General features: G+C 64.3%; 21 protein-coding genes and 1 other RNA gene. 12 read left to right on the plus strand and 10 right to left on the minus strand.

Annotated features, from left to right (window positions below):
- Nucleotides 1-3: 3 nt before the first annotated feature.
- The 3 genes from CEY11_RS23085 to CEY11_RS23095 all read left to right on the plus strand — a co-directional run bounded on the left by CEY11_RS23085 (nt 4) and on the right by CEY11_RS23095 (nt 3,862).
- Nucleotides 4-1,533: a sensor histidine kinase gene (locus CEY11_RS23085; protein ID WP_088605785.1), complete on the plus strand. Its 1,530-nt coding sequence runs from the start codon at nt 4-6 to the stop codon at nt 1,531-1,533.
- A gap of 350 nt (nt 1,534-1,883) precedes the next feature.
- Entirely contained in the window at nt 1,884-2,294 is a 411-nt protein-coding gene (locus CEY11_RS23090) for a tripartite tricarboxylate transporter TctB family protein (protein WP_088605811.1), read from the plus strand.
- 2 nt (nt 2,295-2,296) lie between these two features.
- A complete protein-coding gene (locus CEY11_RS23095) occupies nt 2,297-3,862 on the plus strand; it encodes a tripartite tricarboxylate transporter permease (RefSeq protein WP_088605786.1) in 1,566 nt (521 codons plus the stop codon).
- 226 nt (nt 3,863-4,088) lie between these two features.
- On the opposite strand, the gene CEY11_RS23100 is transcribed toward CEY11_RS23095, so the two are convergent.
- The 6 genes from CEY11_RS23100 to dctP all read right to left on the minus strand — a co-directional run bounded on the left by CEY11_RS23100 (nt 4,089) and on the right by dctP (nt 11,446).
- Nucleotides 4,089-4,994 (minus strand): NAD(P)-dependent oxidoreductase, encoded by a 906-nt coding sequence (locus CEY11_RS23100; protein WP_088605787.1) that lies wholly within the window; start codon nt 4,992-4,994, stop codon nt 4,089-4,091.
- Between the two features lie 273 nt (nt 4,995-5,267).
- Nucleotides 5,268-6,812, minus strand: coding sequence for a malonate--CoA ligase (locus CEY11_RS23105; protein WP_088605788.1), 1,545 nt, complete (start codon nt 6,810-6,812; stop codon nt 5,268-5,270).
- A 237-nt stretch (nt 6,813-7,049) separates the two neighbouring features.
- Nucleotides 7,050-8,474, minus strand: a complete 1,425-nt coding sequence (locus tag CEY11_RS23110; RefSeq protein ID WP_233155038.1) for a malonyl-CoA decarboxylase domain-containing protein — start codon at nt 8,472-8,474, stop codon at nt 7,050-7,052.
- A 38-nt stretch (nt 8,475-8,512) separates the two neighbouring features.
- Nucleotides 8,513-9,856 carry a TRAP transporter large permease gene (locus CEY11_RS23115; RefSeq protein ID WP_088605790.1) on the minus strand — a complete coding sequence of 448 codons (1,344 nt, stop codon included), beginning with the start codon at nt 9,854-9,856 and terminating at the stop codon, nt 8,513-8,515.
- Nucleotides 9,849-10,394, minus strand: a complete 546-nt coding sequence (locus CEY11_RS23120; protein WP_088605791.1) for a TRAP transporter small permease — start codon at nt 10,392-10,394, stop codon at nt 9,849-9,851. The genes CEY11_RS23115 and CEY11_RS23120 overlap by 8 nt, the downstream gene beginning before the upstream one ends.
- 8 nt (nt 10,395-10,402) lie before the next feature.
- Complete coding sequence (dctP, locus tag CEY11_RS23125; RefSeq protein WP_088605792.1) at nt 10,403-11,446, minus strand: TRAP transporter substrate-binding protein DctP; 1,044 nt, start codon at nt 11,444-11,446, stop codon at nt 10,403-10,405.
- Nucleotides 11,447-11,598: 152 nt separating this feature from the next.
- Between dctP and CEY11_RS23130 the strand changes: the two genes are divergently transcribed.
- Nucleotides 11,599-12,276 carry a GntR family transcriptional regulator gene (locus CEY11_RS23130; protein WP_088605793.1) on the plus strand — a complete coding sequence of 226 codons (678 nt, stop codon included), beginning with the start codon at nt 11,599-11,601 and terminating at the stop codon, nt 12,274-12,276.
- 221 nt (nt 12,277-12,497) lie between these two features.
- Here CEY11_RS23130 and CEY11_RS23135 read toward each other — a convergent pair whose 3' ends face one another.
- Together CEY11_RS23135 and CEY11_RS23140 are read right to left on the minus strand one after the other, a co-directional pair.
- Nucleotides 12,498-14,003, minus strand: coding sequence for a tripartite tricarboxylate transporter permease (locus tag CEY11_RS23135; protein ID WP_088605794.1), 1,506 nt, complete (start codon nt 14,001-14,003; stop codon nt 12,498-12,500).
- Nucleotides 14,004-14,018: 15 nt separating this feature from the next.
- On the minus strand, nt 14,019-14,480 hold the full coding sequence (locus CEY11_RS23140) for a tripartite tricarboxylate transporter TctB family protein (RefSeq protein ID WP_088605795.1): 462 nt from the start codon (nt 14,478-14,480) through the stop codon (nt 14,019-14,021).
- A gap of 376 nt (nt 14,481-14,856) precedes the next feature.
- Between CEY11_RS23140 and CEY11_RS23145 the strand changes: the two genes are divergently transcribed.
- The 4 genes from CEY11_RS23145 to CEY11_RS23160 all read left to right on the plus strand — a co-directional run bounded on the left by CEY11_RS23145 (nt 14,857) and on the right by CEY11_RS23160 (nt 16,686).
- Nucleotides 14,857-15,267 (plus strand): hypothetical protein, encoded by a 411-nt coding sequence (locus CEY11_RS23145; RefSeq protein ID WP_088605796.1) that lies wholly within the window; start codon nt 14,857-14,859, stop codon nt 15,265-15,267.
- Entirely contained in the window at nt 15,267-15,578 is a 312-nt protein-coding gene (locus tag CEY11_RS23150; protein ID WP_088605797.1) for a cell division protein ZapA, read from the plus strand. Before CEY11_RS23145 ends, CEY11_RS23150 begins: the two co-directional genes overlap by 1 nt.
- A gap of 87 nt (nt 15,579-15,665) precedes the next feature.
- Nucleotides 15,666-15,848, plus strand: a non-coding RNA gene (ssrS, locus tag CEY11_RS23155) — 6S RNA.
- A gap of 88 nt (nt 15,849-15,936) precedes the next feature.
- Nucleotides 15,937-16,686 (plus strand): SIMPL domain-containing protein, encoded by a 750-nt coding sequence (locus CEY11_RS23160; protein ID WP_088605798.1) that lies wholly within the window; start codon nt 15,937-15,939, stop codon nt 16,684-16,686.
- Here CEY11_RS23160 and lgt read toward each other — a convergent pair.
- Nucleotides 16,637-17,434: a prolipoprotein diacylglyceryl transferase gene (lgt, locus tag CEY11_RS23165; RefSeq protein ID WP_088605799.1), complete on the minus strand. Its 798-nt coding sequence runs from the start codon at nt 17,432-17,434 to the stop codon at nt 16,637-16,639. The two genes, CEY11_RS23160 and lgt, sit on opposite strands and share 50 nt — an antisense overlap.
- Nucleotides 17,435-17,855: 421 nt before the next feature.
- On the opposite strand from lgt, the gene CEY11_RS25855 reads away from it, so the two are divergent.
- On the plus strand, nt 17,856-18,116 hold the full coding sequence (locus CEY11_RS25855; RefSeq protein WP_088605812.1) for a c-type cytochrome: 261 nt from the start codon (nt 17,856-17,858) through the stop codon (nt 18,114-18,116).
- A 135-nt stretch (nt 18,117-18,251) separates the two neighbouring features.
- Complete coding sequence (msrA, locus tag CEY11_RS23175; RefSeq protein ID WP_088605800.1) at nt 18,252-18,791, plus strand: peptide-methionine (S)-S-oxide reductase MsrA; 540 nt, start codon at nt 18,252-18,254, stop codon at nt 18,789-18,791.
- Between the two features lie 195 nt (nt 18,792-18,986).
- Here msrA and hppD read toward each other — a convergent pair whose 3' ends face one another.
- Nucleotides 18,987-20,099, minus strand: a complete 1,113-nt coding sequence (hppD, locus tag CEY11_RS23180) for a 4-hydroxyphenylpyruvate dioxygenase (RefSeq protein ID WP_088605801.1) — start codon at nt 20,097-20,099, stop codon at nt 18,987-18,989.
- A 213-nt stretch (nt 20,100-20,312) separates the two neighbouring features.
- On the opposite strand from hppD, the gene CEY11_RS23185 reads away from it, so the two are divergent.
- Both CEY11_RS23185 and CEY11_RS23190 read left to right on the plus strand, forming a co-directional pair.
- Complete coding sequence (locus tag CEY11_RS23185) at nt 20,313-20,789, plus strand: Lrp/AsnC family transcriptional regulator (protein WP_088605813.1); 477 nt, start codon at nt 20,313-20,315, stop codon at nt 20,787-20,789.
- Between the two features lie 159 nt (nt 20,790-20,948).
- A complete protein-coding gene (locus tag CEY11_RS23190) occupies nt 20,949-21,305 on the plus strand; it encodes a RidA family protein (protein WP_088605802.1) in 357 nt (118 codons plus the stop codon).
- The last annotated feature ends 586 nt before the right edge of the window (nt 21,306-21,891 follow it).

Below are 21,891 nucleotides of genomic sequence, written 5' to 3' on the forward strand. Positions count from 1 at the left end.
TCCATGGCCTGGACGCACCGCAAGGCGCCCGGAGGCATCCGCTACTGGCTGCTGATGTTGCTGATTCCCGGCGTGGTGGCGCTGCTGCTGGTCGACAGCTGGGGCGACTACCGCTCGCTTACCGAAATCACCGAGCAAGTCTACGACAGCGCCTTGCTGGAGCCGGCCAAGGTATTGGAAACCAGCGTCGAGTTCAATGCCGACGGCTCGCTGCGCATCGATCCGCCTTTCTACGCGCAAGTCATGCTGGAATCGCGGGCGGGCAGCCGCAAGTATTTCCGTGTGGAAGAGGTCGGCCCCGAGCTGCCGACGCTGGCTGCGGCCGATGCCCGGCGTTTCCAGGGACGCGGGCTGCTGGGCATGCAGGGCTTGCCGCGCCCCGAGCGTTTGGCGGAACACGAAGGCGTGCCGGTTTTCTACGACGCCACCTACCGCGGCGATGCCGTGCGCATGGTGGCCCTGTGGCGCGACCTGCATTACCGCGGCATGCACCGCCAGGTGCTGGTGCTGGTCGGCGAGAGCACCGGGGTGCGCCTGCACACCGAACGCGAGGCCGGCCTGGCGGCGCTGTTTCGCGACGGACGCATGCTGCTGCTGGTGCTGCTGCTGGTATGGCTCAGTGTCGAGTGGGCGCTGCGCCCGCTGCGGCGCCTGCGCAGAGAAGTGCGGGCGCGCAAGGTCGACAACCTCATGCCTCTGGACACTGCGCATGTGCCGCGCGAGGTGGTGCCGCTGGTCAATGCGGTGAACCACCATATAGATCTGTACCGCAGCATACTCGACCGGCAGGCGCAGTTCCTGGCCGACGCCTCGCACCAGTTGCGCACACCCCTGGCCATCATGCTCACGCAAGCGCAGTACGCGCAGCGCGAGCAAGACATGAGCAGGCTGCGCGAGTCGCTGTCGGCCATCGTGCTGCAACTGGGGCGCATGACGCGCCTGACCGAGCAGCTGCTTTCCCTGGCCAATGCCAACCAGCAGCACAACGTCGTACGCGAACAGGTCGACCTCAACGCGCTGGCCCGGGATGTGGTGTTGCAGTATTTGCCGCTGGCGCGCGAGCAGAACCAGGATCTGGGCTGGGCCGCGCCTTGCGCCGCCGATGGCGCCGACGGTGCGCAGGACTCGCAGGCCGAGCAGCAGGCCGCGGCAAGTTCGGGCAATGCCCATGCGCTGGCCAGCGAGTCCGGCCTGCACGAGGCCCTGGCCAATCTGGTGCACAACGCCATCAACCATGCGGGACGCGGCGCCACCATCACCGTGGCTGCCGGCATGCAAGGCGAATGGGCGTGGGTATCGGTGTCCGACAATGGCCCGGGCCTGGATCCTTTGTTGCGCCCCAGCGTGTTCGTGCGTTTCGAGCGCGGCGGGGCGCAGCGCCAGCACATGCGCGGTTCCGGTTCGGGGCTGGGGCTGGCGATTGCCCTGGCCTATGCCGAGCGCAACGGCGGCACCATCGTGCTCGAGGACGGCGACCCGAATGATGCGGGCGGCGTGGGCCTGCGCGCCGTGCTCAAGGTGCCGGCGTACTGAAGCATGCCCATCGCTTCATACCACATATATTAAAAGTTATAGCGATCGATAGCGGCTTCGCGGCCCTTCGGAGCCGGCCGGCAAACACCAGCAAGCATGCGCGTTTCGATGGTATTTGCCGCTGAAGTGCAGGCGCTGTTCCGGCGCTTGAAACATGACCAAAAAAGAGTATGAATAGGTCATAGTAATAACCCTAAAATTCAGGTTGGCGTAAAGTGCCGTCCTTCATACTTTTGCGACTACCCTCTGCGCGGCAACTGTGCTCGTGGCCGTAGTGATTCAGGTGTTTTTAAGGAGTTGTATTGGTGTATAAGGGCAAAATAAATAAAGACTATTACGGCGGGGCCCTAATGATTCTGTTTGGCCTGGGAGCCATTCTAGAGGGGGCTAGTTATCAGATCGGCTCGCTGAGCCACATGGGGCCGGGCTTCTTTCCGGCGGCCGTGGGGGCCTTGCTGGCGCTGATGGGAGTCATTATTGCAATTGAAGGTCTGGGCCACAAGAACATGGGCTCGACCGAGGGCAAACCGGAATGGCGCGGCTGGCTGTGCATCATCTTCAGCATCATCGCGTTCATCGTCCTGGGTGAATTCACCGGCCTGCTGCCGGCCACATTCGCCATCGTGTTCATCTCGGCGCTGGGCGACCGCATGAATACGATCAAGGGCGCGCTCATCTTGTCCGTGTCCATGTGTGTCGTGGCAATCATCATCTTCTGGTGGCTGCTGCAATTGCAATTTCCTCTTCTGCACTGGGGTTGATCATGATAGAGAAGTCACTGCTTGACCTCATGTATGGGTTCGGCATCGCATTCGAGCCGCACAATCTGATGTGGTCCATTTTCGGCGTGGTCGCCGGCAACCTGATCGGGGTGCTGCCGGGCCTGGGCGCGCTGGCCGCTATTTCCATTCTGCTGCCCCTGACCTACGTCATGCACCCGGTGGCGGCCATCCTGATGCTTTCGGGTATTTTCTACGGCTCCATGTATGGCGGCGCCATCGGCGCGATTCTGCTGAATCTGCCGGTGCACCCGCCACATGCCGTGGCCTGCCTCGACGGCTATCCGCTTACCAAGAAAGGGCGCGGCGGCGCGGCGCTGGGCGTGGCCATGGCGGCCTCGTTCTTCGCGGCGTCCGTGGGTATCGCCGTGATGGTGTTCTTCTCGCCGCTATTGGTCGAAGTGGCCTTCAAGTTCGGCCCGGCGGAGATCTTCTCCATCATGCTGCTGGGCCTGCTCGCCGGTTCCACCATGTCCAAGGGCTCGGCCATCAAGGGCGTGGCCATGACCTTGTTCGGGCTGCTCACCGGCGTGGTCGGCACCGACGTCAACACGGGTACCATGCGCTTCACCTTCGGCATGCTCAACCTCGAAGACGGCATCGACCTGGTGGCCTTGGCCATGGGCTTGTTCGGCGTGGCCGAGTTCCTGCTCAGCGTCAATCGCATGACGGTCGTCGGCAGCGGCATGAAAATGAGCCTCAAAGACTTGCGGCCCACCAAGGAAGAAATGAAGAAGTCTTTCTTCCCCATGTTGCGCGGCACGATGGTGGGTACCTTGTTCGGCGTGCTGCCGGGCACCGGGCCGACCATTACCACCTTCGTGGCCTACGCGCTCGAGCGCAAGGTGTCCAAGCACCCCGAGCGCTTCGGCTACGGTGAGATCGCAGGCGTGGCGTCCCCGGAGGCGGCATCGCACTCCAAGACTCAGGTCGACTTCATCCCCACCATGAGCCTGGGCATACCCGGCGACGCGGTGATGGCGTTGATTCTCGGCGCGCTGCTGATCCAGGGCATTCAGCCTGGGCCGCAGCTCATCACCTCGCACCCGGACATCTTCTGGGGCCTGATCGCCAGCTTCTGGGTCGGCAACTTGCTGCTGGTGGTGCTGAACGTGCCGCTGATCGGCCTGTGGGTCAAGATGCTGCAAGTGCCGTACCGGTTCCTGTTCCCCTCGGCGCTGTTCTTCATCGCGGTAGGCTGCTTCAGTACCCAGAACAGCCTGTTCGAAGTCGGTGAAGTGCTGGTGTTCGGTGTGGTCGGCGCGCTGCTGGTCTACCTCGATTTCTCGGTGGCGCCGATATTGCTGGGCTACGTGCTGGGCCCCATGGTCGAAGAGAATTTCCGCCGGGCCCTGCTGCTGTCGCGCGGCGACATGATGGTCTTCATCGATCGCCCGATCAGTGCCGGCTTCGTCTACGCTTCGGCGCTGCTGATCCTGGCGCAGATCATTTCTTTCGTCTGGAAGAAATATCGCAAGCCCAAGCCGCAGCCGGCTGCGGTGGTGGCCGAGCAGAAGCTCGAGGAAAAAACCAAGGCTTACGCCGAATAGTAAGCCAGTCCCTGGCAGCGCCGGCTACGCCGGCGCGTGCCGCAAGAAGCTACGGCTCGCCAATACTGCGCGAGCCGTTTTTGTTGTTTTTGCCGCCGGGCCGCCCCAAGGCAAAAGGCGCCCCCTCGGGGGGGCAGCAAGCCGAAGGCGCAGCGTGGGGGCTGCTTTTTGCCGCCGGGCCGCCCCAAGGCAAAAAGCGCCCCGGTTTTTGGCGGCCGATGTCGTCTCAGGAACGCAGGCGTGTGATCAGGCTGGAAGTGTCCCAGCGCTTGCCGCCCATTTGCTGCACGTCGGCATAGAACTGATCCACCAGCGCGGTCACGGGAACGCGCGCGCCGTTGCGCTTGGCCTCGTCGAACACCAGGCCCAGATCCTTGCGCATCCAGTCCACCGCGAAGCCGAAGTCGAACTTGCCTGCGGCCATCGTCGCGCCGCGGTTTTCCATCTGCCAGCTCTGGGCCGCACCCTTGCTGATGACCTTCAAGACCTTGTCCATGTCCAGGTCTGCCGCCTGGCCGAAGGCGATGGCCTCGGAAAGACCCTGCACCAGCCCGGCGATGCATATCTGGTTGACCATCTTGCACAGCTGGCCCGAGCCCGGCGCGCCCAGCAGCGTCACGGCCTGGGCATACGCGTAGGCAAGGGGCTCGATCGCGGCATAGTGCTGCGGCTCGCCGCCGCACATCACGGTGAGCACGCCGTTGACGGCGCCGGCCTGGCCGCCCGAGACCGGAGCGTCGACGAAGCCGGCCCCTTGGGCTGCGGCGAGGCCGTGCAGCTCGCGCGCCACTTCGGCCGAGGCGGTGGTGTGGTCGACGAAGATCGCGCCCTTGCTCATGCCCGCCAGGGCGCCGTCCTCGCCCAGCACCACGCTGCGCAGGTCGTCGTCGTTGCCGACGCAGCAGAATACGATGTCGGCGCCCTGCGCCGCTTCCTTCGGGGTCTTGGCGGCGCGCCCGCCGAATTCCGCGGCCCAGGCTTCGGCCTTGGAATACGTGCGGTTATAGACGGCGACTTGATGGCCGGCGCGGCTCAGGTGGCCGGCCATGGGAAAACCCATCACGCCCAACCCTAGAAAAGCGACTTTCGTCGCGGGCGCGGGGCGATAGGTTTTTTCGCTGACAGAAGGCATTGCGGATTCTCCGGTGATGGGTGTGGTCGGTATCTGGCTATCCGGCATTACGGATATCAAGCCAGTAGATTACCGCAACGTTGCCTGTTCCGTGCTGCCTCCCGCCGCATTGCCGCATCCACGCCGCGTTCACTCCCCCGTGTCCACGCCGCGTTCACTCCCCCGTGTCCACGCCGCATTCACTCCCGTGTCCACGCCCCGCATTCACGCCACGCCCGCGCCGCAGCGGGCGTCTTGCCTCGATGCCCCTTGCCGGCGGCCCGCGTTGTGGCCTCAGCTTGCGGCGCCGTATTGCTTGCGCAGCACGTTCTTCTGCACCTTGCCCATGGTGTTGCGCGGCAGCTCGGGCGCGAAGTGGATCTGCTTGGGCACCTTGAAGTTGGCGATCTTGTCCTTGAGCTGGCGTATCAGCTCCTGCGCCTCGGGCGCTGCGCCCGGCCGCGGCACCACCACCGCCACCACGGCTTCGCCGAAGTCGGGGTGGGGCACGCCGATCACCGCCGATTCGTCCACGCCCGGCATTTCATCGAGAAAGCTTTCGATCTCTTTGGGATAAACGTTGTAGCCGCCGGATATGATCAGGTCTTTCGAGCGGCCGATGATGCTGACATAGCCCTGGCCGTCGATCTTGCCGATGTCCCCGGTGCGGAAATAGCCGTCGTCGGTGAATTCTTCGCGGGTTTTTTCCGGCATTTGCCAGTAGCCGGCGAACACATTGGGCCCCTGCACCTGGATATGGCCGATGCCGTCGGCGCCGCAAGGCTGGCCGGCGTCGTCGACTACGCGCAAGCGCACCCCCGGCAGCGGCAGTCCGACGGTGCCGGCGTGCCGCACTTCGGCGGCCTTGCCGAAGTAGGGGTTGGAGGTAAGCATGACGGTTTCCGACATGCCGTAGCGTTCCAGTATGGTGTGGCCGCTGCGGGCCCGGAAATTCTGGAAGGTTTCCGTCAGCAGCGGCGCCGAGCCCGAGATGAACAGGCGCATGCGGCGGCAGGCGGCGCGGTCGAAGTCGGGGTCGGCCAGAAGGCGTACGTAATAGGTGGGCACACCCATGAAGACCGTGGCCTGCGGCAGGCGGCGTACGACCTCGCCGGCCTCGAACTTGGGCAGCCAGATCATCTTGCTGCCGGACAACAGGGCGCAGTGGCTGGCGACGAACAGCCCATGCACGTGGAATATGGGCAAGGTATGCAGCAGCACGTCGCTGCCGCGCTTCTGGCGCGACCAGCCCCAGTACTTGTGCAGCACCTGCGCATTGGATGCCAGGTTGCCGTGCGTCAGCATGGCGCCCTTGCTGCGTCCGGTGGTGCCGGACGTGTACAGAATCGCGGCCAGGTCGCCGGGCTTGCGCGCCACGGTTCGGTAGCGGCCCGGCAGGGCGGCGGCTTGTTCCAGCAAGGTGCCGGTGCGATCGGTTTCCAACGTATAGACCTTGCGGGTGCCGTGTTGTTCGGCCAGCGGCGCTACCCATGACAGATTGGCCGCGGTGCAGACCACCACGGCCGGCCGGGCATTGTCGATGAAGTAGTCCATTTCGGCGGCGCGGTAAGCGGTGTTCAGCGGCAGATACACCAGGCCGGCGCGCAGCGTGGCCAGGTACAGGAACAGCGCCTCGGGCGATTTCTCGACTTGCACCGCGACCCGCGAGCCCGCCGGCAGCTTCAGCCCGGCCAACAGATTGGCCAGCTTGCCCGTGGCCTGTTCCAGGTCGTCCCAGCTGTAGTACAGCCCGTCGTGGGTTTCGATGCAGCAGCCGCTGCGGTCGGCGGGAAAGCCCGTGGCGAGCAGGGCATAGAGATTGGCGTCTTGGGTGGTCATGTCGGTTTCGGCAAGTGGAAGTATTCGGAGCAAGTGGAAGTATTCGGAGCAAGTGGAAGTATTCGGATTATGCGCCCCGCGGCGGCACCCGGACAGGCTGGCTGCTGGTGGGTCGGCGCGGGAGCCCGTTTGTACGGGAAAGCTTGTACGGGAAAAAGCGTTTCTTTACAGCGTCAACAGGCCCCAAAGCAGCAACAGGCCCTGAAGCATCAGCAGACCCTGAAGCATCAGCAGACCCTAAAGCAGCTTGGCCACGGCGCGGCCCACCGCCGGCTGGCCCTCGGCCAATTTTCGTAAATTGCCGTCCAGTTCGTCGAGGTCGTAGAGGTAGTTGACCATTAGGCCGCTGGACTGCCGCAGGCCTTTCTTCGACATGTCCGCCTGCCAGTTCAGGCGCTCGATGCGCGCGCCGTTGCCCAGGTGGAAGCGGGCGACGGGATCCAGCGGCATGTCTTTATGGGTTTCGCGGGCCAGGTAGTGGGCCGCCAGCCGCATGGCGGCATCGCGGCGCAGCGCCTGTGCGTCTGCGGCCTTGTGGCCGGGGCGGGCCGCCGCGTCCGCGCCGCCGGCGTCCTCGGCCGCCTCGCGTTCCTGCAGCCAGGAGGGCAGCGCCACGCCCGAGGGTAGGCTGAAGTCCGCGTCGAGTTTCCTGAGCTTCTTGGCGATCGAGGCGCCGATGTATTCCTGCGCTTGGGCACCGTCGAGCTTGCGCAGCCAGTCGTTCAGGCCCGGGATGGGGGAAAGGGTGGCGAAGCTGGACAGCTTGGGGAATTCGCGCCGCAGTTCCTCGATCACGCGCTTGAGCAGGAAGTTGCCGAAGCTGACGCCGCGCAGCCCGGGCTGGGTGTTCGAGATGGAATAGAAGATGGCCCAGCGCGCCTTGCTCAGGTCTTCCAGCGGGGCGTTTTCATCGAGCAGCGCCTGGACGTTGCCCGCCATCTCGGGCAGGAACGCCACCTCGACGAAGATCAGCGGCTCGTTGGGCCAGCGCGAATGGAAGAAGGCGTAGCAGCGCCGGTCGGAGTCGACCCGGTTGCGCAGATCGGCCCACGACGATATTTCGTGCACCGCCTCGTAGCGCATCAGTTTCTCGAGCAGCGAGGCCGGCGAGTCCCAGGTGATGGGCCGCAGTTCCAGGAAGCCCACGTCGAACCAGGTCGAGAACAGGCCCCCCAGATCTTCTTCCAGGGGGGCGATCTGCGGGATTTCCTTGCGCTGGCGCAGCATGTCGGCGCGCAGCCCGACCAAGAAGGGCAGGCCGCCTGGCAGCGTGTTGAAGCGCTTGAAGAAGCGCACCCGCGTGCCCGCCAGTGCGCCGGACAGTGTGGCCGCGCCCGCGGCGCCGGCCTGTTCGCCGCATTCCAGCGCCAGCACGCGCAGCAGTTCGGTACGCTGCGCCGCGCCGCTTTCCTGATAGCGCTGCATGAACTGCGCGGTGGCGCCGGCGGCCACGCTATCGGTCTGGCGCGCCTGCAGGCACAGGCGCAGCGAGCCGCGCAATTGTTCTTCTTCGCGCGCCGACAGCGGCGCCGCCGCATCGCCGGCCTCGGGGCCGGGCCGCGGCTTTCTGCCGTGGCCCAGCCAGGAACTCAGCCGGTCGGCCAGCCGGGGCTTCTTGCGTTGCGCCGTGTCGAGCCCTTCGGGCAACGGGACATCCTTCATTTCAACCTCGCTACATATGACTTGCATTGCGGCCGCGCTCAGTTCATCAGCATATTCGGCAGCCACAGGGAAATGGCCGGGAATGCGCAGATCAGCACCACCGCCAGCAGCATCAGCACCACGAAGGGCATGACGCCCCAGACAATATCGCGCAGCGCGATGTCGGGCGCGGTGTTCTTGATGACGAAAATATTCAGCCCCACCGGCGGGTGGATCAGGCCCAGTTCCATGACGATGGTCATGATGACGCCGAACCACACCAGGTCGAAGCCGGCGGCCTTCAGCGGCGGCAGGATGATGGGCGCGGTCATCAGTATGATGCTGACCGGCGGCAGGAAAAAGCCCAGCACGATCACCAGCAGCAGGATGGCGGCAAGCAGCACCCAGCGCGACAGGTGCATGCCGACGATCCACTGCGCCGTCGACTGGCTGATGTGCAGGTAGCTCATCACATAAGAGTACAGCAGCGACATGCCGATGATCAGCATCAGCATGGTCGATTCCTTCAGCGTGGCCGAAAGTATCGGTTCGAGCTGCCTGGGGCGCCATATGCGGTATATGCCGGCGATCAGCCCCAGCGCCAGCAGGGCGCCCAGGCCGGCGGTCTCGGAGGGTGTGGCGTAGCCTCCGTACAGCGCCACCATCACGCCGAGCAGCAGGATGATGAAAGGCAGCACGCGCGGCAGCATGGCCAGCTTGTCGCGGCGCGACATCGGCCCTTCCTTGGGGAAGGGCGAGGCCGTGCCATGGCGCTGCAGCGCCGCCTCGGCGACGCTGTATTCGTGGCGGTAGCGCCATGCGGTATAGCACGAGAACAAGGCGATCAGCAGCAGCGCCGGCACGATGCCGGCCAGGAACAGCCTGCCCAGCGATTGCTCCGCGGCCACGGCGTACAGAATCATGGTGATGGACGGCGGCAGCAATATGCCCAGGGTGCCGCCGGCGGCGATAATGCCCGCCGCGAAGCCCGGCGAGTAGCCGCGCTTGCGCATTTCCGGGATGCCCGCGCTGCCTATGGCCGAACAGGTGGCGGGGCTCGAGCCCGCCATGGCCGCGAACAGGCCGCAAGCCACGACGTTGGCGATGCCCAGGCCGCCCGGAATGCGCCGCATCCAGGCGTGCAGCGCAAGATACAGGTCTTGCCCCGCCGGCGAGCGGCCGATGGCCGCGCCCTTGAGGATGAACAGCGGAATGCTCAGCAGCGTGATGCTGGCCATTTCTTCGTAGACGTTCTGCGTCACCATGTCGAGCGAGGACACGGGCATGAAGGCATACATGAACACCAGGGCCACGGCGCCCAGCGCGAAGGCGATGGGCATGCCCGTGAACATCACCGCCAGGGTGGCGCCGCCATACAGCAAGCCCATGGATAGATCAGTCATGCGGCGTCTCCCGTCCGGAGATGCCGGCCGCCACCTGCACCAGCAGCTGCAGGCACAGCACGGTCATGCCGCCGGCCATGAGGCCATAGGGTATGGACAGCGGCGGCCCCCAGGTGGAATCGCTGATCTGGCCGTCGACCCAGGCTTCGTGGAACAGTGTCCATGACTTCCAGGCGAAGAACGTGCAGAACAACAGGCTGGCGATATCGACCAGGATGCGGCGCACGCGGTTGACCCGGGGCGGCAGCAGCGACGTTACCGCCTCGATGCCGATATGGCCGCGCGCATGCTGCACGTACGCCGAAGAGACGAAGGTGGCTCCGACCAGCAGGAATACCGAGGCTTCGTCCTGCCAGTCGGTGGCCAGCTTCAGGATGTGGCGCGCGAACACGCTGTAGCTGAGTATGCCGGCGGCCACGATCATGGCCAGCATGCATATCACGCGCAGTACGGTGCTGAACCGCTGCAGCCAGCCGTCCAGCACGCGCAGCGGCGGCGGCACGGTCAGTGCCGCGTCCGCCGCCGCATCGGGGGACATGCCCCCGCTCACGCCTGAACCTTTTCCGCCAGAGCCAGGAAGCGGGCGCAGTCCTGCGAGCGGCTGGCGTAGTCCTTCCAGGCGCTGGTGCGGGCAATGTTCTGCCATTTGGCGACCACGGCCTGATCCAGATCCACCACCTTGGCGCCGACCTTGGTGTAAGCGGCGGCCACCGATTGGTCGTCGGCCTTGGCGGCCTGCGTGCCGAAGGCCTCCATTTCCGCGCCGACCTGCATGATGGCGTCCTGCTGCGGCTTGCTGAGCCGGTCGAACACGCTCTTGGACATCAGCAGCGGCTCGAGCATGAACCAGTAGGCCTTGTCGCGGCCCGTGGTCAGGAACTTGGAGACTTCCTCGAGGCGGAACGACATCAGGCTGGTCGACGAGGTCATGGCGGCATCCATGGCGCCGGTCTGCATGGCGGCATACAGCTCGTTGGACGGCACGGAAATTACCGCAGCCCCGGCCTGTTTCAGGATCATGTCCATTTCGCGGCTGCCGCCGCGCACCTTCATGCCCTTGGCGTCTTCGGGGTTGACCAGCGGCCGCACCCGGCTGGCCACGCCGCCGGCCTGCCAGATCCAGCTGACCAGCACCACGTCCTTGGCGGCCAGCAGGTCGGTGAGTGCCTTGCCGATTTCCGCATTCTTCCAGGCCGCACCCTGCGCATACGAGGTGACCAGGCCCGGCATGAGGCCGATGTTCAACTCGCGCACCTGGCCGCCGGCATAGGGCAGCGGATACAGGCTCAGATCCAGCGCGCCGCGCCGCAGGCCGCTGAATTGCGCGGTGGTCTTCATCAGCGACGAGCCCGGGTAGATCTGGAACTTGAGGGTGCCGTTGGTGCGCTTTTCGACTTCCATGGCGAAGCGGCGGCACAGCCGGTCGCGGAAGTCGCCGCTGGTAAGCGTACCGCCCGGGAATTGGTGCGAGATTTTCAGGGTGGTGCTGTCTGCCGCATGTGCCTGGGCCAGCCCGGGCATGCGTCCAGCCACCCACATGGACAGGGTGGCCACCGACCCCAGCAGCACGCGGCGTCTCGTTGTCTCCATTGCAGTCTCTCCTTTTGTTCGTGAGGTTTGTAGCGCTTAAATCGTATATTTTTTTCAAAAAAATGTATACAAAATTATTTTCTATGGACACAATAATTTGTAAACCGGCCCGGGCGACGTACAATGAGGCCAGAATTCACCGGTACCGCCGCATGAAACTCAAACGCTCCGAACAGCTGCGCCAGGCTATCGAAGAAAAGATAGCCATGGGCGAGTACGCCCCGGGCAGGCGTCTGGACGAGGTGGAATTGGCCGCCGCCTTCGGCGTGTCGCGCACACCTTTGCGCGAGGCCTTGATCCAGCTCGGCTCAGCGGGCCTGCTCGATGTGCGGCCGCGGCGCGGCGCAGTGGTGGCCGAGGTCGACCCGCGCCGCCTGTGCGAAATGTTCGAGGTCATGGCCGAGCTGGAGGCGATGTGCGGCAGGCTGGCCGCGCGCCGCATCACCGAGCCGGAATTGGCCGAGCTGCGCGCCGCGCATGCGGAGTGCGGCGCGGCCGTGCAGGCGCACGATCTGGAGGCCTACTACGAGGCCAACGCGCGCTTCCACGCCCAGATCTACCACGCCAGCCATAATCTCTATCTGGCCGAGCAGGCCTTGCGGCTGCACCGCAGGCTGCGGGTCTATCGGCGCCTGCAGCTGCGCGTGCGCGACCGCATCGGCAATTCCTATGCCGAGCACGGCGGCGTGCTGGAGGCGCTGGCAGCGGGCGATTCCAACCTTACCGCCGAGCGCCTGCGCCAGCACGTGGTGGTGCAGGGCGAGCGCTTCGGCGACCTGATCGCCTCGCTCAATTCGCTGCGCACGGCCACCGAGCCCGCGTCGGGCTGAGGCGGACAGCCGCCCGCGACCCGCCGCGCCGTCGGCTTGCAGTCCTCTCGCGGCTTTGCATGCCGCTCGGATTCGCCAGGCGCGGCACAGTCCACAAGGACTGTGCCGTGTCCAGGCTTTCCCACCTCGCGGCTTTGCGCAAAAAAAACCGCCCGGCCTGAGGCCGGGCGGCAGGGTTCCCCGCGAGCCGGAGAACGTTAGCCGGGTTCGACTGTTTGTTGTCAGTCTTCGTCGACGAAGGCTTCTTCGCGCTTTTTCTTCACCGAGGGCAGGGCCACGATGACGATCAGCACTGCCGTGACGGCCAGCAGCGACGCCGACAGCGGCCGGGTGACGAAGGTCGAGAAGTCGCCGCGTGCCAGCAGCAGAGCGCGGCGGAAGTTTTCTTCCATCATGGGGCCCAGCACCAGGCCCAGCAGCAGCGGGGCGCCTTCGCACTTGAGCTTGGCCCAGATGTAGCCGATCAGACCGAAGGCTGCCGTGACGTAGATGTCGAACACGTTGTAGTTCAGCGAATACACGCCGACCGTGCAGAACACCAGAATCGCCGGGAACAGGATGCGGTAGGGCACGTTCAGCAGCTTGACCCACAGGCCGACCAGCGGCAGGTTCAGGATCACCAGCATCAGGTTGCCGATCCACATGGACACGATCAGGCCCCAGAACAGGTCGGGGTGGCTGGTCATGACCTGAGGGCCGGGCTGGATGTTGTGGATCATCATCGCGCCGATCATCAGCGCCGTCACCGCGTTGCCCGGAATGCCCAGGGTCAGCAGCGGGATGAAGGAGGCCTGCGAGCCCGCGTTGTTGGCCGATTCCGGCCCGGCTACGCCGGCCGGGGCGCCGTGACCGAAGCGTTCAGGGGTCTTGGATATCTTCTTTTCCAGCGTGTAGGACGCGAAGGACGACAGCACCGCGCCGCCGCCGGGCAGGATGCCCAGGCAGCAGCCCAGGGCCGTGCCGCGCACCACCGCGGGCCAGGATTCCTTGAATTCCTGCTTGTTCGGATACAGGCTGCCGACCTTGCTGCTGAGCTGCACGCGCTTGTCGCGCAGTTCCAGGTTGGTCATGATTTCGGCGAAGCCGAACACGCCCATGGCCACGACGGCGAAGTCGATGCCGTCCTGCAGTTCAGGGATGCCGAAGTCGTAGCGGGCCACGCCCGAGTTCACGTCGGTACCCACCATGCCCAGCAGCAGGCCGAGCAAGATCATGCAGATGGCCTTGGACAGCGAGCCCGACGCCAGCACCACCGCGCCCACCAGGCCCAGCACCATCAGCGAGAAGTACTCGGCAGGGCCGAACTTGAAGGCCACTTCGGCCAGCGGCGGCGCGAAGCCGGCGATGACGACGGTGGCCACGCAGCCGGCGAAGAACGAGCCCAGGGCCGCGATGGCCAGGGCCGCGCCGGCCCGGCCGTTGCGAGCCATCTGGTGGCCGTCCAGCACCGTGACCACGGCCGAGGTTTCGCCCGGCAGGGCCATCAGGATGGCGGTGGTCGAACCGCCGTAGGCTGCGCCGTAGTAAATACCGGCCAGCATGATGATGCCCGCCACCGGCGGCAGCACGTAGGTAATGGGCAGCAGCATGGCGATGGTGGGCACCGGGCCGATGCCGGGCAGCACGCCGATCGCGGTGCCCAGCAGGCAGCCCAGCAGGCAGTACAGCACGTTATCGAGGGAGAGGGCGACTTCGAAGCCCAGCATCAGATGTTGTAGCAATTCCATGTTCTTGAGCTCCGTTTAGTTGCCGAGGAAGCTGGGCCACAGCGGGAAGATCAGGCCCAGCCCCTTAATGAAGGCTAGCCAGACGAACAGCACCAGGAACACGCCATTGGCCACCGCCACCTTCCAGTTGAAGTCATGGGCGGCAAGGCTGCTGATCACGACGTACAGGAATATCGTGATGTACACGCCCAGGAAGTCGAGAGCCACGCCGGCCAGGGCCGTCGAGCCGACCACGATGGCTGCGATCTTGTAGTCGAATTTTTCGAGCTCGACGTCTTCGGCCTTTTTCCCCAGCGCACTGAGCAGTACGATCGCGCCCAGCACGGCCATGACTATGCCGAGCCAGAAAGGAAAGTAGCCCGGGCCCATGCGGGCTGCCGTGCCCAGTGAATAACTGGTGGCACCCCAAGAGAATCCCAGGCCAATGACTATAAACATCACGCCGGACCAAAAGTCCTGTTTCTGTTTGATGTGCATATTGATCCGACCTCCGTGACGGCATCGTTGCTTAGATTCCCCTTGCAGGGAGTGTTCAGCTCCGTGTTTGGAAAATGAAAGAAAGCTTTAAATAAGTTGAAAGGTGCGAAATGGTAAATGACCCAGCCGCCGATGCAAACCCGGATTTGTGCTTGGTCGTTCAGGGTTTTCCCTAGAATTGAGGGAAATCCCATAGTCCCCAACCCTCGTTCGGGCGTTTCCTGGCCCAAATTGAAAGAAGACTGAAAGGTGAAGGAAAGAGGCGTGAAAGGATTTCGCGGCCTCGCTTGCCGCTATACTTGCGTTTTTCGGATTGCCACGACGCCGTTCCCCACGACCCTGTTCCCTTGGGGCCGGATGGTTTACGATAACGCCCATGCTGCAAGATCTAGATTCCCTCGCCGCCCGTATCGGGCAAGTGGTTCAGGCCATGCGCTTGCTCCAGGCCGAGCGCGACACTTTACGTGCGCGCCTCAAGAGCCTAGAGCAGGAACGCAATGCGCTGCGCGACGATCTGGCGCGGCGCGACGCCGACCAGCAGTCGGTGGCGCAGCACCTCGAACAGCACCAGGCCGAGGTCGATGCCATACGCTCGCAATCCGACGCGGCTCAAGCGGAATTGCGCGTCGCCGCCTCGCGCTATCAGGCCGAGTACGAGTCGGTGCGGCACGAGCTGCAGGCCAGCCGGGCCGATGCCTCGCGGCTGCGGGCTGCGGCCGGCACCGCCAAAGAGCGCATCGATGCCGTACTCATGCGCCTGCCGGGCGCGGCCCAGGAGCCAAACTGATGGAACGTGTCGATGTCTCCATATTGGGCCGCGATTATTCGCTGGCCTGCCTGCCCGAAGAAAAAGAGCCGCTGCTGTCGGCGGTGCGCTACGTCGATCAGCTCATGCTGCGCGTAAAGGGCTCGGGCAAGGTTTCCGGCAACGAACGCATCGCCGTGATGGCCGCCATCCAGATCGCCGGCGAACTTTTATCCACCAAGGCGCCTGGCGGCCCGCTGGGCGATCTTGCGGTGGGCGATTTCAAGCGTAAAATCGAAGACATGAACAACATGCTCGACGAGGTTCTACCCGGGCCGATCGCGAGCAAGTGAAAGTGAAGTACCGCGCAGTTCGTAGAAGTATCAGCGCAGTTTGTAGATTCGGGCCGCCGCGCGCAGCAAGGCGCGGCGCCCAGCAGTTAGTCCCTGCAGTGTTCGAGACCTGGCCATACATTCCTTGAACCAATGCTATAGGCATATAGGTTGTCGGATTGACAGGTGGGTGTGATTTCCTTCACTGGAGAACCCGAAGCCTGACTGATGGCGACCACCCTGAACCCCAGGTTCCGGGATGCCGGCCTAGACGGCACATGCGGGGCATTACAGAAAAGCCCGTCCTTCCGGACGGGCTTTTCCCTTTCTGCGCCCTTGCCACGGCAGGGGCACCGCAAGCAATTTCTGGAGGACGAGTATGTATCGCTACGGATCAAGACGCACTTGGGTGCTGGGTGTATTGCTGGCCGCCGCGCAGGCCTGCGTCGTGCTGCCGGCCGGTGCCGCCGATGCGCAAGGCCAGGCTTCGAGCCGCCACGAGCACTGGCCGCAGGCCAGCCTGCGGGCCGAGGCCTCTGCGCAGGTGGCGCAAGACACCGTCACCATCACGCTGGCCGCCGAGCTGGACGGCGCCTCGCAGTCCAAGGTGGCCGATCAGCTTTCCGCCACGCTGGGGCATGCCATGAAGCAGGTGTCGACGGATCCCAAGGTCAAGGCCAGCACGGGCAACGTCCGCGTATGGCCGGTCAATGACAGCCGTGGGCGCATCTCGGGCTGGCACGGGCGTGCCGAGATCGTTCTGAAGTCCACCGACTTCAAGGCCGCCGCAACCCAGGCCGCCAAGGCCGGCGACGGCATGGTGATCGCCAATCTGAGCTTTTCGGTATCGCGCGCCGCGCGCGCCAAGGCCGAGCAGGCTTTGCTGACCGAGGCTTCGCAGGCCTTCCGCGACCGCGCCCAGGCACTGGCAAGCGCCTTCGGCTTTGCTTCCTACAGCATACGCAATATAGAACTCAGCGGCTCGGGGGCCGTGCCTTACCAGCCCGCGCCGCGCATGATGGCCATGGCCTCGATGGCCAAGGCCGCGCCGGTGCCTTTGGAGGGCAGCACCGAAACCGTTACGGTTTCGGTGCACGGTTCGATCTTTTTGCGCTCCACGCAAAAATAATCGCGCCGGCCACGATCATGGGCAGCGACAGCAGCTGCCCCATCGACAGGCCGTCGATCAGCAGGCCCAGGAAGGCGTCGGGCTGGCGCGTGAATTCCACCAGGAAGCGGAAGGTGCCGTAGCCCATCAGGAATACGGCGCTGATCTGGCCTACGGGGCGCGGCTTGCGCGCGAACCACCACAGCAGCGCGAACAGGGCGAAGCCTTCCAGCCCCATTTCGTAAAGCTGCGATGGGTGGCGCGGTATGCCGTCGTGGGTTTCGGGGAAAACCATGCCCCAGGGCAGGGTGGTCGGGCGGCCCCAGAGTTCGCCGTTGATGAAGTTGCCCAGGCGCCCTGCTGCCAGCCCCAGGGGGATCAGGGGCGCGACGAAGTCGCCGATTTCCAGCAGTGTGCGGCGCTTGTGGCGGGCGAACAAATACATGACCGTGATCACGCCCAGCAGCCCGCCGTGAAAGGACATGCCGCCCTGCCACAGATAGAAGATGCTGAGCGGGTGGGCCAGGTATGCCGACGGTTGGTAGAACAGCACATAGCCCAGGCGCCCGCCTATCACCACGCCCAGCACGCTGTAGAAGATGATGTCTTCCAGGTCTTTGAGGGTCAGGTCAGTCTTGCCGTGGTCGATGCGCCACTTGCCCAGCACCCAGGTCAGTGCGAAGCCCAGCAGGTACATCAAGCCGTACCAGTGCACGGCCAGCGGGCCGATATGGAAGGCGATCGGGTCGAATTGCGGAAAGTGCAGCATGAGAGCGGGTCTCGATGGAAAATTTCGTCGATAATACCCCGATCGGCGCTGCCAGACGGGCCGTGCGGCCGCTCGAGCCACGCCTGGCGCGTCGATCTCGATTACAGTAGTGGAACAGGAAATGCCTTCCAGGAATCTGAATATGCAAGCCGCCGCGGCGTGGGCGGGCACTGTGCTGCGGTTCTTTTTCAGGCGCCGTGCCGGTGCGCCGCGCCTTGCGTGGCGGGCGCCGGCGGCTGCCGCCGCATTGGCTTGGGCCGCCCAGGCGCTGGGTGCGCCGGGCGTCGCCGCGCCGAACGTCGCTACGCCGGATGTTGCTACGCCGAGCGTCGCCACGCCGGATGTCACTACGCCGGATGTCACTACGCCGGGCGCTGCTGCGCCGGGTGCCGCCGCGTCGGCGGCTGCCTCGACGACCGGGCTGGATCTGGCCAAGTCCGTCAACTGCCTGGCCTGTCATCAGGTGCGCGGCAGGCGTGTCGGCCCGCCGTTTGTCGCCGTGGCCCAGCGTTTTGCCGGCCAGCCGGGGGCCGCCGACTATCTTGCGCAGTCCATACGCAATGGCGGCAGGGGCCGCTGGGGCGCGGTGCCCATGCCGGCGCAGCCGCAGGTCAGCGCACAGCAGGCGCACGAGCTGGCCGTATGGATATTGTCCCTGGCCAAGCAGCCCGAGGCCCGCTAGAGCTGAGCTCTGGCCCTGCTGGCTCCGCGGGCCCGGCGGATCGGCGCGCCAAGACTTTTCATATCCTGCAGGCCGCATAGGGGGCCTCGCAAGTGCGTAGAATGGATACGCAGGATTTGATTCAAGGAGTCGAACATGAGCAATGAAGGCACGGCCGAAACCATAGTGTTGGGCGGCGGCTGCTTCTGGTGCACCGAATCGGTGTTTTCCGCGGTGCGCGGCGTAATTTCGGTGACGCCGGGCTATTGCGGCGGCCACGTCGAAAATCCCAGCTATCAGCAGGTATGCGAGCAGAATACCGGGCACATCGAGGTGGTGGAAGTGCGCTTCGATCCCGCCGTGGTCAGTCTCGAGACGCTGCTGCAGATTTTCTTCGCCACCCACGACCCCACCACGCCCGACCGCCAGGGGGCGGACGTCGGGCCGCAGTATGCTTCGGCAATCTTCTGCCAGTCGCCGCAACAGGAAGAGGTGGCGCGCCGCGTCATGGCCCAGGTGCAGGCCGAACTGGGCACGCCGGTGGTAACGCATCTGCTGCCGGCGCAGCGCTTCTGGCCCGCCGAACAATATCACCGTGATTATTACGCCCAGCATCCCGAGCAGGGCTATTGCCGGATGGTGATCTCGCCCAAGATGGCCAAGTTCCGCAAGCACTACGCCGAGCTGCTGGCCTGACCGATAATGCCGCCGCGCGCGCGAAGCGCGACTGTGTGGATGGGCGTTGCCCCGGTTCGCGGCGGCTGTTCGCCGCTGCTCGTCCGGAAAAAAGAGGGGCCGCGCCCAGGTGCGGCCCCTCCTATCGTGCGTGGGCCGTTGCCGAACCCGAGTCACCTGGCGGGTAGGCCGGCCCAGGACAGCCCGCCTTACGCCTTACTTCACCGCCTTGACCACGCCGCGGCGCATCTGATCCAGCTCGATGGATTCGAACAAGGCCTTGAAATTGCCTTCGCCGAAGCCGTCGTTGCCCTTGCGCTGGATGATCTCGAAGAAGATTGGGCCGATCTGGTTCTCGGTGAAGATCTGCAGCAGCAGCCCGCCTTGCGGGGCGCCGTCGAGCAGGATGCGGTTCTTCTTCAGGCGCGTCACGTCTTCGCCGTGTTGCGGCAGACGGGTGTCGAGCAGCTCGTAGTAGGTGTCGGGCGTGTCCAGGAAGCGCAGGCCGGTGGCGCGCAGCTGTTCGATCGTGGCGTAGATGTCGTCGGTGCCCAGGGCGATGTGCTGTATGCCTTCGCCGTGGTACAGATCCAGATATTCCTGGATCTGGCCCTTTTCCTCGGTGCCTTCTTCGTTGATGGGAATGCGGATATTGCCGCAGGGCGAGGTCATGGCCTTGGACTTGACGCCGGTGACCTGGCCTTCGATGTCGAAGTAGCGCACCTCGCGGAAGTTGAAGAAGCGCTCGTAGAACTCGGCCCATTCCTGCATGCGGCCCTTGTGCACATTGTGCGTCAGGTGGTCGATGCCGGTTATGCCCGCGCCGCGGTGCTTGCGGTCGGTGGCGGCCGTGGCGGCGTCTATGGGTTCGAAGTCCACGTCGTAGATGCTGATGTCGCCGATGCCGCCGTGGCCCTGCTTGCCGTGCCAGCGGTCGACCAGGTAGATGAGCGAGTCGCCGATGCCCTTGATGGCCGGAATGTTCAGTTCCATGGGGCCGCTGCGGGAATCGAAGCCCCACGCGCCCAGTTCCAGCGCGCGCTTGTAGGCTTGCGCGGCGTCCTGCACGCGGAAGGCTATGGCGCAGATGGACGGGCCGTGCAGCCGCGCGAAACGCTGCGCGAATGAGTCGGGTTCGGCATTGATCAGGAAATTGGCGTCGCCCTGGCGGTACAGGGTGACGTTCTTGTTGCGGTGCCGGGCGATGGCCTTGAAGCCGAGCGTCTCGAACACTTTGCCCATGGCGACCGGATCGGGGGCCGCGTATTCGATGAATTCGAATCCCGCCGTGCCCATGGGGTTTTCCCAAGGTTGAAAACCGCTGCTCATAAGAATCTCCAGGTGGTGACGGCCGCAAGCCGTGTGGAATGGCGGCGGCCGTGGTGATATGGGGAACCGTGACGCGCCATCCGATTGCCAGGCGCAGTACGTTTCGGTAGCGAAATTTTAAAAAGAAAGGCCGAGCAGGCGATTGCGAATATGGCTAGAATCTGTGTTAATTAAGCAATAAGCTGCCAATATATAAATTTTTAAGGGATGAATATGCCTAGAAATGAGCTGGATAGGACAGACAGGCAAATTCTGACGGAATTGCAGCGTAATGGCAGGCTCAGCAACCAAGAGCTGGCCGACCGGGTTTCCTTGTCTCCCAGCCCCTGTTTGCGCCGGGTGCGGCGCCTGGAAGAAGAAGGCTATATCACCAAGTATGTGGCGCTGGTCGATGCGGAAAAGGTCGGGCAGGGGCTGCTGGCGTATATATCGGTGCGGCTGAACAAGACGGCCCGCGCCAGTCATGCGCCGATGTCGGACTTTGCGCGCGATGTGCAGGCTTGGCCGGAAGTGGTGGAGTGCTATGCCATGACTGGCGATATGGATTACCTGCTGCGGGTGCAGGTGGAAGACCTGACGCGCTTTTCGCGCTTTGCCATGGACAAGCTGATGCAGCATCCGGCGGTGGTGGACATGCGGTCTAGTTTCACGCTGCAGCGCATCAAGGAAACTACGGAACTGACTGTATGACTCGGGTAGAGGGGCAGGGGGTACACTGCCTATCCTTGGCGGCATGTCAGGTTAGGCCCATCGTTGTATGGCATTCCGGGCGACCTCGCCGAGCGTATGTGCGCCGGGGCGGCGACACTGGTGGATCAACTTTAATCTAAGCGGAGGCTTTGCCGAGCAATGAGCATACAACGATTGGGGCAGGGAGAATTTCTGAGTCAACTGGTGAGCTACGGGGGCATCGCCCATCTTTGCGGGCTGACCGCTCAGGACAGGCAGGCGGACGTCCGGGGGCAGACCGAGCAGATTCTGCAGACCATGGAGGCATTGCTGCATCAGGCGGGGAGTGACAAGTCCAGGCTGCTGATGGTGAATGTCTACTTGGCAGATATTCGAACCAAGGATCAGTTGAACGCGATCTGGAAGTCATGGGTGGATCCACAGGCTAAGCCGGCGCGGGCGGTGGTACAGACTCAGCTGGGTGCTCCCGATGTGTTGGTGGAGATTTCGGCGGTGGCGGCTTTGGGGAAGGATTAGGCCTCCACAGGGGTTGGTACGTTGCGGGGCAGTCGGCTTTGGTTCGTCGTGGGGCTTGGTGGGCCGTGATTCATCGGTGGGCGGGGTTCTTTAGACCGCAGCCTAGCACGGGGCACCTCCCTGCGGTTCGATACCCTACTCACCTCCAGGAGGTACCCCATGCTCTCCGCGGGTTTTGTAGACGGTTGGGGGCTGTGGGGTCGTGATTCGTCGCGGGGCCGGATTCTTTAGACGCGGCCTAGCACGGGGTACCTCCTTCCGGTTCGATACCCCACTCACCTCCAGGAGGTACCCCGTGCTCTCCGCGGGTTTTGTAGACGGCTGGGGGCTGTGGGCCGTGGTACGTCGCGGGCCAGGTTCTTTCGGCGCGGCCTAGCATGGGGTACCTCCTTGCGGTTCGATGACCCACTCACCTCCAGGAGGCACCCCATGCTCTCCGCTCGTGTTGTAGACGGTTGAGGGCTGTGGGCCGTGGCTCGCTGCGGGGGATGGGTCTGTGGCGGGACTGGGGTTTTTGGGGGTTTCCCGTTCGATTTGCCCGCGGCTAAAAAAGCGTGCTATAGTTCGGCTCCTTCGCTGCTGGACA

The organism is Candidimonas nitroreducens (assembly GCF_002209565.1).
Classification (GTDB): Bacteria; Pseudomonadota; Gammaproteobacteria; order Burkholderiales; family Burkholderiaceae_B; genus Candidimonas; species Candidimonas nitroreducens.

Bases quoted from the DNA above. Each gene is read 5' to 3' on its own strand.
- CEY11_RS23135 (WP_088605794.1), bottom strand. From the start codon at position 14,003: ATGGAATTGCTACAACATCTGATGCTGGGCTTCGAAGTCGCCCTCTCC.
- CEY11_RS23140 (WP_088605795.1), bottom strand. From the start codon at position 14,480: ATGCACATCAAACAGAAACAGGACTTTTGGTCCGGCGTGATGTTTATA.
- CEY11_RS23110 (WP_233155038.1), bottom strand. From the start codon at position 8,474: ATGAAGGATGTCCCGTTGCCCGAAGGGCTCGACACGGCGCAACGCAAG.
- CEY11_RS23090 (WP_088605811.1), top strand. From the start codon at position 1,884: ATGATTCTGTTTGGCCTGGGAGCCATTCTAGAGGGGGCTAGTTATCAG.
- lgt (WP_088605799.1), bottom strand. From the start codon at position 17,434: ATGCTGCACTTTCCGCAATTCGACCCGATCGCCTTCCATATCGGCCCG.
- CEY11_RS23150 (WP_088605797.1), top strand. From the start codon at position 15,267: ATGGAACGTGTCGATGTCTCCATATTGGGCCGCGATTATTCGCTGGCC.
- CEY11_RS23115 (WP_088605790.1), bottom strand. From the start codon at position 9,856: ATGACTGATCTATCCATGGGCTTGCTGTATGGCGGCGCCACCCTGGCG.
- CEY11_RS23190 (WP_088605802.1), top strand. From the start codon at position 20,949: ATGAGCATACAACGATTGGGGCAGGGAGAATTTCTGAGTCAACTGGTG.
- msrA (WP_088605800.1), top strand. From the start codon at position 18,252: ATGAGCAATGAAGGCACGGCCGAAACCATAGTGTTGGGCGGCGGCTGC.
- CEY11_RS23185 (WP_088605813.1), top strand. From the start codon at position 20,313: ATGCCTAGAAATGAGCTGGATAGGACAGACAGGCAAATTCTGACGGAA.
- CEY11_RS23145 (WP_088605796.1), top strand. From the start codon at position 14,857: ATGCTGCAAGATCTAGATTCCCTCGCCGCCCGTATCGGGCAAGTGGTT.
- CEY11_RS23095 (WP_088605786.1), top strand. From the start codon at position 2,297: ATGATAGAGAAGTCACTGCTTGACCTCATGTATGGGTTCGGCATCGCA.
- CEY11_RS23100 (WP_088605787.1), bottom strand. From the start codon at position 4,994: ATGCCTTCTGTCAGCGAAAAAACCTATCGCCCCGCGCCCGCGACGAAA.
- CEY11_RS23105 (WP_088605788.1), bottom strand. From the start codon at position 6,812: ATGACCACCCAAGACGCCAATCTCTATGCCCTGCTCGCCACGGGCTTT.
- CEY11_RS23085 (WP_088605785.1), top strand. From the start codon at position 4: ATGGCCTGGACGCACCGCAAGGCGCCCGGAGGCATCCGCTACTGGCTG.
- CEY11_RS23130 (WP_088605793.1), top strand. From the start codon at position 11,599: ATGAAACTCAAACGCTCCGAACAGCTGCGCCAGGCTATCGAAGAAAAG.
- CEY11_RS23120 (WP_088605791.1), bottom strand. From the start codon at position 10,394: ATGTCCCCCGATGCGGCGGCGGACGCGGCACTGACCGTGCCGCCGCCG.
- dctP (WP_088605792.1), bottom strand. From the start codon at position 11,446: ATGGAGACAACGAGACGCCGCGTGCTGCTGGGGTCGGTGGCCACCCTG.
- CEY11_RS23160 (WP_088605798.1), top strand. From the start codon at position 15,937: ATGTATCGCTACGGATCAAGACGCACTTGGGTGCTGGGTGTATTGCTG.
- hppD (WP_088605801.1), bottom strand. From the start codon at position 20,099: ATGAGCAGCGGTTTTCAACCTTGGGAAAACCCCATGGGCACGGCGGGA.